Source organism: Bradyrhizobium sp. CB2312 (genome assembly GCF_029714425.1).
In the GTDB taxonomy this organism is placed as follows: Bacteria; Pseudomonadota; Alphaproteobacteria; order Rhizobiales; family Xanthobacteraceae; genus Bradyrhizobium.
This window is the reverse complement of the sequence record NZ_CP121668.1, coordinates 4326440-4339617: the sequence shown is the minus strand read 5'-3', so window position 1 is coordinate 4339617 and position 13178 is coordinate 4326440. Positions and strand designations below refer to the sequence as shown.

Below are 13178 nucleotides of genomic sequence, written 5' to 3'. Positions count from 1 at the left end.
GCGCACCGCCCGCGGGGCGAGAGAACGCACCTACGCCGTCGGCAACACCGAGAACTTTTCCCCTACCCCGCGCAAGTTCAGCTCGTCGGCACTCGCGGTCTCACTCGTCACGCTGTCCACACGCGCCGACGGTGGTCCGTGCCGGCATAGCGCGACCATGTCGGCGACGTGCGTCGGCGCTCCCGCGAACAGCGCTTCCACGCTGCCGTCGCGGCGATTACGGACCCAGCCTTCGAGGCCGCTGGCGGTGGCCTGGTACTCGACCCAGGCGCGATAGCCGACGCCCTGCACGCGCCCGCGGATCATGACCTGGAGGATCGCCCGGCTCATTTTTTCAGCCCGAGAAGATCGGCGCTACGCGCTTTTACCTCGGCATCGCGCATGACGCGATTGGTCAGCTCTGCTGACGGCAACCCCTTGAGCGCCTTCGGTACCGTGCCCTCGCGCAGCGCCTTCTGCGTCTCGTAGACGGCCTGCGTCGCCGCCGCGATCGGCGCATGCCCCTGGAGCGCGATGCGCACGCGCTGGCCGGCAAGATAATCGAGCGCGTTCAAGTCCTCGGGCGCGCCGCCGAGCACGAGCGGCAGATGCGTCGCAGCCGCAATCGCCTCCAGCTCGGCGCGCGACTTGATGCCGGTAAAGAACAGCGCATCGACACCGGCGGCCTCATAGGCCTGCGCGCGGCGGATCGCATCGTCGAGCGAGCTGATCGAGACAGCTCCGGTGCGGCCCATGATCACCAGCGAGGCATCGCTGCGGCCGTCCAGAGCGGCCTTCATCTTGCCCACGCCCTCCTCCAGTGAAATCAGCTGCGTCTTCGTCTCGCCAAAGGCGGCCGGCAGCAGCGTGTCCTCGATAGTGAGGCCGGCGGCGCCCGCGGTCTCCAGCTCCTGCACCGTGCGGCGGACGTTGAGCGCATTGCCATAGCCGTGATCGGCATCGACGAGCACGGGGAGCGCCGCGGCGCGCGACATCCGCCGCATCTGCTCGGCAAGCTCGGTGAGCGTGATCAGCGTGACATCGGGGTCGCCGAGCACCGCAAGCGATGCAACCGAACCACCGAACATGCCGAGGGGAAAGCCGAGATCCTCGGCGATGCGGATCGAGATCGCGTCATAGACCGAGCCTGGATGGATGCACGCCGAGCCCGACAGGATCGAACGCAGTTTCTCGCGGCGGGAACGAAAGGCCATGGGTGCCCTCTAAATCATTGCGACGCAGCCGCAACATACTCCGTCACTGCGAGCGAAGCGAAGCAATCCAGAAATGCATCCGCGGAGGCAGTCTGGATTGCTTCGTCGCTACGCTCCTCGCAATGACGGCGTTTGTGGCCCCACCGGGCCCATTCACGCTTACGCAAACTCCAAAATCAGCGCGTCCACCGCGAGCGTCGCGCCGGCGCTGGCGTGGATCTTCTTCACGGTGCCGTCCTGTTCGGCGCGGAGCACGTTCTGCATCTTCATGGCTTCGACGACCGCAAGCGTCTCGCCGGCCTTGACCTCCTGCCCCTCGGTCACCGCGATCGAGACAACGAGGCCGGGCATCGGGCACAGCAGCTTCTTGCCAGTATCGGAGGCCGCAGTCACCGGCATCAGCCGGGCCGAAGCGGCTTCCGCTTCGGTCCAGACATAGACCGGCACCTCGACGCCCTGATGCGCGAGGCGGATACCGTTGGCAATGGGACGCGCCTGCACCGCGACGAAGTGGCCGTCGATGGTGCCCTGCCAGACCGGATCGCCCGGCTTCCACGGCGATTGCAGCAGATGAACGTTGCCGGCCTTGCCCTCGGCATCGATGAAGCGGATCGCGATGGCATCGCCCTCGCGGCCGACCTCGAGCAGGATCTCCTGGCGGTCGAGCCAGACCGCGCGGCGGCGCTCGCGCTGCACGACGCGGCCGCCGAGCTGGCCCGAAATCTGCCGCTTGCGCTCCCCGAGCACGTGGTCGATGGCGGCACCGACCGCAGCGATCCGCCGGGCAACCTCGCCTTCCGGCACGCGCACCGCAAAACCCTTGGGGAATTCCTCGGCGATGAAGCCGGTCGACAGCCGGCCCTCGCGCCAGCGCGGATGATGCATCAGCGCCGCCAGGAACGGGATGTTGTGCCTGATGCCGTCGACATAGAACGAGTCCAGCGCGGTCGCCTGCGCCTCGATCGCGGCCGCGCGCGAGGGCGCGTGGGTGACGAGCTTGGCGATCATCGGATCGTAATGGATCGAGATCTCGCCGCCCTCCTGCACGCCGGTGTCGTTGCGGATGGTGATGCCGTCATGGCTGGCTTCCGCCGGGGGCCGATACTTCACGAGGCGCCCGATCGAGGGCAGGAAGTTGCGGAACGGGTCTTCGGCATAGAGCCGCGACTCCACCGCCCAACCCGTCAGCGTGACGTCCTTCTGCGTGATGGCGAGCTTCTCGCCGGCGGCAACTCGGATCATCTGCTCGACGAGGTCGATGCCGGTGACGAGCTCGGTGACGGGATGTTCGACCTGCAGACGCGTGTTCATCTCCAGGAAGTAGAAGCTCTTGTCCTGGCCTGCGACGAACTCGACCGTGCCGGCGGAATCGTAATTCACGGCCTTCGCCAGCGCGACCGCCTGCTCGCCCATCTTGCGGCGCGTAGCCTCGTCGAGCAGCGGCGACGGCGCCTCCTCGATGACCTTTTGGTTGCGGCGCTGGATCGAGCATTCGCGCTCGCCGAGATAGATCACGTTGCCGTGCTTGTCGCCGAGCACCTGGATCTCGATGTGGCGGGGATCGACGATGAATTTCTCGACGAAGACGCGGTCGTCGCCGAACGAAGCCTTGGCTTCGGCCTTGGCAAGGTTGAAGCCTTCGGCGACCTCGGCCTTGGAATGCGCGATGCGCATGCCCTTACCGCCACCGCCGGCGGAGGCCTTGATCATGACGGGATAGCCGATCTCGTCGGCGATCCGCACCGCGTGCTTGTCGTCCTCGATGACGCCGAGATAGCCCGGCACGGTCGAAACCTTGGCCTTCGCGGCCGCCTTCTTGGATTCGATCTTGTCGCCCATTGCGGCGATCGCGCCCGGGTTGGGGCCGATGAAGACGATGCCGGCGGCCTCCAGCGCGCGCGGAAACGCCTCGCGCTCGGACAGGAAGCCGTAGCCGGGATGCACGGCTTCCGCGCCGGTCTTGCGGCAGGCCTCGACGATCTTCTCGATCACCAGATAGCTCTCGGCCGCCGCGGGCGGCCCGATCAGCACGGCCTCGTCGGCCATCTCGACATGGAGGGCGTCGCGGTCGGCCTCGGAATAGACCGCAACCGTTTGAATTCCCATCTTGCGGGCAGTCTTGATGACCCGGCAGGCGATTTCGCCGCGATTGGCGATCAGAATGCGTTTGAACATGCTTTTCTTGAGTCTCGACCTTGGGCGGGACCCTTCCCTGGCCGTTGGGGCCGATGGGACGGGCCGTGTCGCTCCCGTGGTACATTAAAATGGGCCGGAGGCAACGGTCTAAATCCGGCCCCTCTGGCGTACCAGCACAAGACCGAAACGGGTCTGGCGCCCGCTGGGGCTGCCTACGGCTTGCTGGCCTTCACTACGCCCCGGACGAGGCTCTGAACGAAGCCCAGTTTGGCGACCACGGCGGGCGACAGGATGAACGGATAGAGGTCGCGCAGACCCATGGCGCGGTTGACGCTGTTCATGGCGAAGGTGAAGGGCAGCCATGCATTGACAAGCGCCTCGACATCCCTGGCCTCATAGGGGTTGAAGCGGATGCGCGCCGTCAACTCCCCGTCGCGGTCGACCTTGGGGCGCACCTCCATGCCGAACTCGGCGGCCATCTCCAGGGTGTCGACGATATGGAGATAGTGCGCCCAGGTCTCCGCAAAGTCTTCCCACGGATGCGTGGTGGCATAGGCCGAGACGTAGTTCTGCTGCCAGTCCGCCGGCGCGCCTTCGGCATAGTGGCGCTGCAGCGCCTCACCGTAATCGGCGGAATCGTTGCCGAACACCGCGCGGTATTCCTCGAGCTTGCCGCCGTCGCGCACCAGCACGTCCCAGAAATAGTGTCCGACTTCGTGGCGGAAGTGCCCGAGCAGCGTGCGGTAGGGCTCACCCATCTCCAGCCGCCGCCGCTCACGCTCGATATCGTCGGCCTCGGTCAGCGCGATCGTGATCAGGCCATTGTCATGACCGGTCATGATCCTCGTGCCGCTGTTCGGATCGTCGGCGAGGAAGTTGAAGATCAACCCGTGCTCGGGGTTTTCCTGGCGGGTCTGAAGCGGCAGCTTCCAGCGGATCAAGGAATAGAACAGCCGGTGTTTTGCGATTTCCAGCTCGCGCCACCCGGCAAGCTGCGCCGGATCGGAGAGGTCAGGCACGATGCCGTTGTGGCGGCAGGCGCGGCAGAAGCCGGTGGTATCGCCCGCATCCGTCAGCCAGTTGCAGGCGTCGTACGCGGCATTGCTGCAGAGCATGCGGCTTTCGCCCTTGTCGGCCAGTATCTTCCAGCCGTCTCCGTCCGGCTCGATCGCCGACATCGTCTCCTTCTCCGGCAGAAAGGCGACCCGGTGGCCGCAGCGTTCGCAGGCGCGGTTCTCGAAATAGAGGACGTTGCCGCAGTCCTGGCAGACAAAGAGCTTCAAGATTTAGCCTCTTGGGAAAGGGAGTTTTATGAATGAGAGTCGTGGCGCCCCGCAAAGACGCCTCGGCGGGCCGATCGTTCCAGTCCTCGGAACAAATTGCCAGCGCCGGCGTTTGGTTCATAGCCACCGCCATCCATTTGATCACGCCTTTCCGACTTATTCCTTCTTGAGCAATGGCTATCACGCTTTGTCTGTGTGAATATCGGCCCGGCACGTGCGCTCTTGCATCACAACGGCCGACACCTTGAACGACAATACGCCCGAGACCCTTGCTGCCGAAAGGTTGCGCCAGCACCTCGAAGACATCGCGCGCGAGCGCGATGAAGCCTATCGTGCGCTCCAGGAGCGCGAGGCGGAGCTGGCGCGCATCCAACGCATCGGCAAGGTCGGAGGCCTCGAGGTCGACTTCCGCGAAGGCTTTCGGAACCGCCGTTCGCCCGAATATCTGATGATCCACGGCCTGCCTCCCGAGGCCGCCGACGAGACGCACGAGGATTGGGTCAATCGCATCCATCCCGAGGACCGCGATGCGGCCGTCAAGCATTTCTTCGAGGCGCTGGCCGGGACCAGCGAGGACTATACGGCCGAGTACCGCATCATCCGCCCCAGCGACGGCGAGACCCGCTGGATCCGCGTCGTCGCCAAGATCGAACGCGACCGCGACGGTCGCGCCATCCGCCTTGTCGGCGCCCATATCGACATCACCGACCAGGCGCTCGCGCGCGAGACGCTGCGCGAGAGCGAGGAACGCTTCCGGCTGATCGCCGACAGTGCTCCGGTGCCGATCTGGGTGACCAAGCTCGACCGCACGCGATCCTTCGCCAACCAGGCCTATGTCGATTTCGTCGGCCTGCCCTACGACCAGGCCATCGCGTTCGACTGGCGCAAGGTGCTGCATCCCGACGACCTGCCGCATGTGCTCCAGCAATCCGTCCAGGGTGAGGCCTCGCTAAAACCATTCGTGCTGGAGGCGCGCTACAAGAATGCCAGCGGCGAATGGCGCTGGCTGCGTTCGGAATCGCAGCCGCGCTGGGATCCGACCGGCAAGCATATCGGCTTCATCGGCGTCGCCCACGACGTCACCGTCGCCAAGCAGGCTGAGATCGAGCTGCGCCGGCTCAACGAGACGCTGGAAGAGCGCATCGTCGAGCGCACCGCCGAGCTCGAGTCCAACGAGGCGCGGCTGCGCGCGATCCTGGAGACCAGCAACCAATATCAGGGCCTGGTCAATCTCAGAGGAGAGTTGCTCTACGCCAACAACACCGCACTTGACGGCATCAAGGCGAGCTCTGCGGATGTGATCGGCAAGCCGTTCTGGGAGACACCCTGGTTCACCGACACACATGGCATGAGCGCCGCCGTGCGCGAAGCCTTCGACACCGTGCTGAAGGGCGAAGCGGTACGGCTGGAGATGCGTCTGCGCCTGCCGATCGGCGAGCGCGATTTCGAGTTCAGCATGCGTCCCGTGCTCGACCGCCACGGCAACATCACCGGCGCGGTACCCGAGGCCGTCGACATCACCGAGCGCCGCCGCGGCGAGGAAGCGCTGCGGCAGTCGCAGAAGATGGAGGCGATCGGCCAGCTCACCGGCGGCGTCGCGCATGACTTCAACAATCTCCTCACCATCATCCGCTCGGCGACCGACTTCCTGCGCCGGCGCGAGCTTCCGGAGGAGCGCCGCCGTCGCTATGTCGACGCCATCTCCGACACCGTCGAGCGCGCTTCCAAGCTGACCGCGCAGCTCCTGGCCTTTGCGCGAAGGCAGCCGCTCAAGCCGCAGATCTTCAACGTCGGCAGCCAGGTCGAGGGTGTGGCGCAGCTGATCCGGCCGCTGGTCGGCGGCCGCATCGAGATCGTCGTCGAGATCAACCATACCGACTGCTTTACGGTGGCCGACATCGCGCAGTTCGAGACCGCGCTGATCAACCTCGCCATCAACGCCCGCGACGCCATGGACGGCGAAGGCCGCCTCACCATCGCGGTGCGCAAGGTCTCCGGGATTCCCGGCCTTCGCGCGCAATCGGCGCGGAGCGGCGACTATGTGGCGATCTCGGTGACCGACACCGGCTGCGGCATCGCGCCCGAAAACATCGAGGCCATCTTCGAGCCGTTCTTCACCACCAAGGAGGTCGGCAAGGGCACTGGGCTCGGCCTCAGCCAGGCGTTCGGCTTCGCAAAGCAGTCCGAGGGCGACATCGCGGTGACGAGCACGCAGGGCAAGGGCGCGAGGTTCACCATTTACCTGCCGCAGGCGCAAAGTCCCACCGCCGAGAAGGAAGCCGCAGCGCTGACCAGCGAGGCCGCAACCACTGGGCGCGGCTACCGCGTGCTCGTGGTCGAGGACAATGACGATGTCGGCCAGTTCTCGACCGAGCTTTTGGAAGACCTGGGCTATGTCGTCCGCCGCGTCGCCAACGCCAATGCCGCGCTGGCGATTCTCGGCGAGAACGAATTTGCCGTCGACCTCGTCTTCTCCGACGTCATCATGCCCGGCATGAACGGCGTCGAGCTCGCCGGCGTGATCCGCGAGCGCTACCCGGGCCTGCCGGTGGTGCTGACCAGCGGCTACAGCAACGTGCTCGCCGAGAACGCCCATCGCGGTTTCGAGCTGATCCAGAAGCCGTATTCGGTGGAGTCGCTCTCGCGCATCCTGCGCAAGGCGATCACCGAGAAGCTGTCGGTGGCAAGGTGAATGTGAGCCAAGCAAAACGCTGTCGTCCCGGACAAGCGCGCCTCAAGCGCGCGCCGATCCGGGACCCATAACCACAGGATTGTGTTTGGCGAAGAACGACGACGCATGTGCCCCAAGAAAGATTCCGCGGTATGGGTCCCGGATCTGCGCTTCGCTTGTCCGGGACGACAGCGGAGTGTTTGGCTAGCACCCTCCACCCCATCACCTCGCAAAACTTGATCCGGCACCCCCAATGAAACCCGCCCTCCTCTCCGCCTGGCAGACCTGGGCGCTCCTCTCCGCCTGCTTTGCCGCGCTGACCGCGATCTTCGCCAAAGTCGGTGTCGAGAACATCAATCCGGACCTCGCCACCTTTATCCGCACCGTCGTGGTGCTGCTCGCCTTCTCTGCGCTGCTGTTCTTCACCGGACAATTCGTCGTGCCCTCTGCGGTCTCCTCAAAAACCTGGCTGTTCCTGGTTTTGTCAGGACTTGCGACCGGCGCCTCATGGCTCTGCTATTTCCGTGCGCTGAAGCTTGGCCCGGCAACACTGGTCGCGCCGATCGACAAGCTCAGCGTCGTCCTGGTCGCGCTCTTCGCTTTCGCCTTTCTCGGCGAGCGACCGACCGCGCAGGGCTGGATTGGGATCACCATGATCGGCGCCGGCGCGGTGCTGCTGGCCGTGAAGTTTTAAGTCGGGGAACAAAGGTGGTATGAGATCGGTTTCTGCCGGGGCGTTTTCCGAGCCTCGATCGAGAGACCGATGTCGAGCGAAAACCCCGATCAGGCAAGGCAGACTGGCCGCGCGCTGGATGCGGCGAATTTCTTTCTTGCCGACGTCCGCGACGGGCTCGGGCCCTATCTCGCCGTCTATCTCCTCACCGAGCAGCACTGGAACGAGGCGCGCATTGGCCTCGTGATGTCGATCGCGACCATTGCCGGCATCGTGGCGCAGACGCCCGCCGGCGCGCTGGTCGACGCGACGCGGAGCAAGCGGCTGGTGATGGTCATCGCCGCCATCATGGTCACGCTCGCGTCACTGGCGCTGCCGCTGTTTCCCGCCTTCCTGCCGGTTGCGATCTCGCAAGGCATCGCGCAGGCCGCCGCCGTGGTGTTTCCGCCGGCGATCGCGGCCGTCTCGCTCGGCATTTTTGGTCATGCCGCCTTCACCCGGCGCATTGGCCGCAATGAAACCTTCAACCACGCCGGCAACGCGGTCGCGGCCGGACTCGCGGGCCTCTCCGCCTACCGGTTCGGCCCGACGGTCGTCTTCTACCTGCTCGGCGCAATGGCAATCGCGAGCCTCGTCAGCATCCTCGCGATCCCGGCCCGCGCCATCGACCATGATCTGGCCCGCGGGCTACACGATGCCGACACGGAGACCCAGCGCGAACAGCCGTCCGGCCTCGGCGTCCTCCTGACCTGTCGCCCCCTGCTCGTCTTCGCGATCTGCGTCCTGCTCTTCCATCTCTCCAACGCGGCGATGCTGCCGCTGGTCGGACAGAAATTGGCGCTCCAGGACAAGAACATCGGCACTAGCCTGATGTCGGCCTGTATCGTTGCCGCCCAAGTCGTGATGGTGCCGTTTGCGATGCTGGTCGGCGCCCGGGCCGACCGCTGGGGCCACAAGCGCTTCTTCCTCGCCGCGCTGCTGATCCTGCCGCTTCGGGGAGCGCTCTATACGCTCTCGGACAATCCGTTCTGGCTGGTCGGCGTCCAGCTCCTCGACGGCGTCGGCGCCGGCATCTTTGGCGCGATCTTCCCGGTCATCGTCGCCGACCTCATGCGCAACACCGGCCGCTTCAACGTCGCGCAGGGCGCCGTCATCACCGCGCAGAGCATCGGCGCGGCTCTGTCGACCACGCTAGCTGGCCTCGTTGTGGTTGGCGCGGGTTACAGTGCGGCCTTCATCACGCTCGGCGCGGTCGCCGCAATCGGCGCCGTCATCTGCTTCCTTGCTTTGCCCGAGACGCGCCAAATCACAGATAGCGGTTCCCGCCCGCGGGGGAAGACAGCGGCATCGGCTTCCGCTATCGCTGCCAAATGAACCCATTCCATCTTAAGGACTGAACGTGCCGTCTGACGCCATCTGGGCCTGGAGCATCATCGTCGCCGCGACCGCAGGCGTCATCATCCGTCCCTTCCGCCTGCCCGAGGCGATCTGGGCCGTGATCGGCGCCGCAGCGCTGGTGCTGCTCGGCCTCTTGTCGTGGCAGGACGCGCTCACCGGCATCGAGAAGGGCATCGACGTCTATCTCTTCCTGATCGGCATGATGCTGATCGCCGAGCTCGCCCGGCTCGAAGGCCTTTTCGACTATCTCGCCGCGCTCGCGGTGGAGTATGCAGACGGCTCGCCGCAGCGGTTGTTTTTACTGATCTACCTTGTCGGCACGCTGGTCACGGTGCTCTTGTCGAACGACGCGACCGCGATCGTGCTGACGCCGGCGGTCTATGCCGCAACGCGTGCGGCCGGCGCAAAGCCGCTGCCCTATCTTTTTGTCTGCGCCTTCATTGCAAACGCCGCCAGCTTCGTGCTGCCGATCTCGAACCCCGCCAATCTCGTTGTGTTCGGCTCGCGCATGCCGCATCTGACCGAATGGCTGCGTCAGTTCGCCCTGCCCTCGCTCGCCTCGATCGTGCTGACCTATGTCGTCCTGCGCCTCACCCAGCATCGCGCGCTGAAGGAGGAGACCATCGAGCGCCGCGTGCCGCACAAGGTGCTCAGCCGCGGCGGCAAGCTGACCGCGATCGGCATTGCCGCGATCGGCGTCGTGCTGATCACGGCCTCCGCGCTCGACAAGCAGCTTGGCCTGCCGACCTTCATCTGCGGCGCCGTGACGACCGGCCTCGTCCTGCTGCTCAGCCGCCAGTCGCCCATGCCGGTGCTGAAGCACGTGTCCTGGAGCGTGTTGCCGCTCGTCGGCGGGCTTTTCGTGATGGTGGAAGCGCTGGTGAAAACTGGCGTGATCGGCCATCTCAGCGCACTCCTGCACGAGGCCGTCGCGCAGTCCGTACCCAAGGCCGGCTGGAGCGTCGGGATCGCCACCGCCATTGCCACCAATATTGCCAATAACCTGCCGGTCGGCCTTGTCGCCGGGTCGATCGTGGCCGCCGATCACCTGCCCACATCGGTCGTGAGCGCCATCCTGATCGGCGTCGACCTAGGGCCGAATTTCTCGATCACCGGATCGCTCGCCACCATCCTGTGGCTGGTGGCGCTGCGCCGCGAGAAGATCGAGGTGAGCGCCTGGCCGTTCCTCAAATTGGGACTGCTCGTGACGCCGCCGGCCCTGATCGCAGCACTGGCGGCGGCGATCCATTAACCGCGCGAATACTTTGCGGCGCATCAATGTGGCCCGCAACGCCCGGCCTATACTTCATCTTGCCGCGCAGCTCGTGAGCCGCGGCAAGGAGGTCGATCATGCAGATTCAATCGAAGGCATTGCCGCAGAGCTTCTTCTTGCGCCGCTCGTTTCAGAGCTCTCTCGCGAAAGGCGGGTCGTCACACCCGATGCTGATCTTCTCGGTCGTGGTGCTGCTGGCCCTGTTCGCGATCGTGGAGATCGACCTGCACAGTGCCCAGCTTCAGGTGATCGGCCTGCTCGGGTACGGCGCCGGGATCGACCCCATTTTCCTGAGCCCGTAGCAAGAAAAGCCCGATCGCGGCCATGAGGCCGCGACCGGGTAACGTCCGTCGTCAGTCGTTCTCGTAGCCGTAGACTTCCGGCAGGATGAAGATTGCGGCGAGCAATCCGATCAGCGGGAAGATCGCGACGAACAGCGTGGCGCCCGCCTGCCCGATCGCCGCGAACAGCGACGGGAACAGGAAGATCGCCAGGAACGACGGCAGCTTCACGAACATGTAGGCGAAGCCGCTCGCGGTGCCGCGATATTTCGGCTTGGCGACCATGGTCGGGATCGTCATGCAGTTCGAGGCGTCCCAATAATGGCCCCACAGCATCGCGGCGGCCGCGAACGGCAGCAGTATCTTGTTGTCGGTGTAGAGCGCGAAGGCCGCGACCAAAAGCGAGGCAAGCACGATGCCGAAACCTGCAATCGCGATGCCGCGATGGCCGATCTTGGGCGTCAGGAGCGGGCCGACCCAGCCGGACAGCGCGGCGAAGCAGAACAATCCCATCGTCACGAGGTTGTTGCCGAGCACGCTGGACACGCCGACCATCACGAACAGCACCGGCAGGTAGAAGGCGAAGGTCGAGAATTCGCTGCCTTGCGCGAAGCAGGCGATCCAGCCGTACACCGTGGCGCGCCAGCGGATCGGGTCCTTCTTGAGATCGGCGAGGAAGGCGCGGGTCGAGACCTTCGGCACTTCCACGTCCTGGTCCGGCAGCATGTCGAGATTGTCGTTGAACATCTCACGCGCGACCTGCTTGGCCTCGCGGTAGCGTCCCTTCTGCACCAGCCAGACCGCCGTCTCCGGCACGTCGTGGCGCATGATCAGGATGATCAGCGCCGGCACCGCGCCGAGGCCGAGCGTCACGCGCCACAGCATCTCGTGCTGCATGTCGATCAGCAGGAAGATCACGATGACGCCGATGGTCAGCACCTCGCCGACCGCGAACATGAACTGCCAGCGGTTGCCCATGACCTCGCGCTCACCCTTGGCCATGGATTCCATGATGTAGGTGTAGCCGGTCGAGATGTCCGAGCCGAGCGGGATGCCGAGCAGGAAGCGGATCACGACGAGCCAGCCCACGCTCGGCACGAAGGCCTGCGCCAGCGCCAGAACGATGAACAGCACCATCGTCACCAGGAACATCACGCGGCGGCCGATCTTGTCGGACAGCCAGCCGCCGAGCAGCGCACCGATCAGCGCGCCGCCTTGCGTGCCCGCCGCGGCAAGGCCGAGCATCAGCGGATCGGGATTGTACTGCTCCTTGATGAAGATCAGCACGAAGGCGATCGAATAGAGGTCCCAGGCCTCGACCAGGATCGAGGCCATCATCAGCCAGCCGACCTTGTTGCCTTTGGGACTGTAGTTCGTGATGAGGTAGCGGACCGCGGCTTCGCTCGCGGTCGGTTGTGGCATGGCCATCGTTGACATTCTTCTTCCTTTCTTCTGAACTCTTTACGTGCCGAGCAGCGGCTCGATGCTGCAATCGAGCAGGCGCGGATCGATCCCCGCCTCCATGCCCGTGAACATCTCGCCCATGTAGTCGATCAGCGCATCGCTGGCCTTCACGGCGTCGTCGACGCGTCGGCTGGCGACGGCTGCGAGAATGGCGAGATGATGATCGATCGTGCCTGACAGATCGGCCTGCCCCGGCATGAAGCGGTGGTGGATGTAGCCGATGCGGCGATAGAGCGTGTGCAGCGGCCGCAACGTGTGCACCAGGAACGGCTCGCCGGCGGCCTCCAGCACTAGCGCGTCGATGCGGCGGTCGAGGCTGTTGAACTCGTCGAGTGTCAAAGTGGCGCGACGTTCGCGCAGCAGGCGCTCAATGTGCAGCGCCTGATTGCGGTGGGACAGGCTGGCGCGATCCGCCGCGAGGCGAATGACAAAACGCTCCATGTCGCGGCGCAAGGCCAGCAGCATGCGCTCGCGCGCCAGATCGATCGGCGCGATGTGCAGGCCGTGGCGCGGACGGATGATGATGAGCGTGTCAGCAGACAAACGATTGACGGCGTGATGCACCGGCGTACGGCCGAAACCGGTGATCTGCTGCAACTCCAGCATCGTCATGAATTGTCCGGGCTTGAGCTCGCAGTGAACAAGGAGCTCTTCGATCTTCTGATAGGCCAGCTCGAAGAAATTGAGCCGGTTGCGCCGCGAGGGCTTGCCCTCGCCGTCGTCGTCGTTTCTCACCACCTCGAGCGCGCGCTTGCGGCGTGCCATGTCGTCCTCTCCCGTTAGACCCGCGCGCTCGTTGCTCGGTG

At 65.1% G+C, this 13178-nt stretch carries 11 protein-coding genes; 5 read left to right on the top strand and 6 right to left on the bottom strand.

The genetic code is table 11. The features are described from left to right. Window positions 1-30: 30 nt before the first annotated feature. The 4 genes from QA642_RS21170 to QA642_RS21155 all read right to left on the bottom strand — a co-directional run bounded on the left by QA642_RS21170 (window position 31) and on the right by QA642_RS21155 (window position 4612). Entirely contained in the window at window positions 31-330 is a 300-nt protein-coding gene (locus QA642_RS21170) for an acylphosphatase (RefSeq protein ID WP_283086338.1), read from the bottom strand. Then, a complete protein-coding gene (locus tag QA642_RS21165) occupies window positions 327-1193 on the bottom strand; it encodes an isocitrate lyase/PEP mutase family protein (protein ID WP_283086337.1) in 867 nt (288 codons plus the stop codon). Before QA642_RS21165 ends, QA642_RS21170 begins: the two co-directional genes overlap by 4 nt. Window positions 1194-1352: 159 nt before the next feature. Continuing rightward, the gene (locus QA642_RS21160) at window positions 1353-3368 is read right to left on the bottom strand and encodes an acetyl/propionyl/methylcrotonyl-CoA carboxylase subunit alpha (RefSeq protein WP_283086336.1); all 2016 of its coding nucleotides are present in this window, start codon (window positions 3366-3368) and stop codon (window positions 1353-1355) included. A gap of 173 nt (window positions 3369-3541) precedes the next feature. Next, window positions 3542-4612 carry a putative zinc-binding peptidase gene (locus QA642_RS21155; RefSeq protein ID WP_283086335.1) on the bottom strand — a complete coding sequence of 357 codons (1071 nt, stop codon included), beginning with the start codon at window positions 4610-4612 and terminating at the stop codon, window positions 3542-3544. 214 nt (window positions 4613-4826) lie between these two features. Here QA642_RS21155 and QA642_RS21150 point away from each other — a divergent pair, with 214 nt between their 5' ends. The 5 genes from QA642_RS21150 to QA642_RS21130 all read left to right on the top strand — a co-directional run bounded on the left by QA642_RS21150 (window position 4827) and on the right by QA642_RS21130 (window position 10929). Further along, the gene (locus QA642_RS21150) at window positions 4827-7304 is read left to right on the top strand and encodes a PAS domain S-box protein (RefSeq protein WP_283086334.1); all 2478 of its coding nucleotides are present in this window, start codon (window positions 4827-4829) and stop codon (window positions 7302-7304) included. 232 nt (window positions 7305-7536) lie between these two features. Further along, entirely contained in the window at window positions 7537-7977 is a 441-nt protein-coding gene (locus QA642_RS21145) for an EamA family transporter (RefSeq protein ID WP_283086333.1), read from the top strand. A gap of 69 nt (window positions 7978-8046) precedes the next feature. Beyond that, complete coding sequence (locus QA642_RS21140; RefSeq protein ID WP_283086332.1) at window positions 8047-9330, top strand: MFS transporter; 1284 nt, start codon at window positions 8047-8049, stop codon at window positions 9328-9330. A 25-nt stretch (window positions 9331-9355) separates the two neighbouring features. Beyond that, window positions 9356-10606 carry an arsenic transporter gene (locus tag QA642_RS21135; protein WP_283086331.1) on the top strand — a complete coding sequence of 417 codons (1251 nt, stop codon included), beginning with the start codon at window positions 9356-9358 and terminating at the stop codon, window positions 10604-10606. Between the two features lie 98 nt (window positions 10607-10704). Beyond that, window positions 10705-10929 (top strand): hypothetical protein, encoded by a 225-nt coding sequence (locus QA642_RS21130; RefSeq protein WP_283086330.1) that lies wholly within the window; start codon window positions 10705-10707, stop codon window positions 10927-10929. Between the two features lie 51 nt (window positions 10930-10980). Here QA642_RS21130 and QA642_RS21125 read toward each other — a convergent pair whose 3' ends face one another. Further along, window positions 10981-12345: an MFS transporter gene (locus QA642_RS21125; protein WP_342740519.1), complete on the bottom strand. Its 1365-nt coding sequence runs from the start codon at window positions 12343-12345 to the stop codon at window positions 10981-10983. Between the two features lie 24 nt (window positions 12346-12369). Then, a complete protein-coding gene (locus tag QA642_RS21120) occupies window positions 12370-13137 on the bottom strand; it encodes a GntR family transcriptional regulator (protein WP_283086328.1) in 768 nt (255 codons plus the stop codon). Between the last annotated feature and the right edge of the window lie 41 nt (window positions 13138-13178).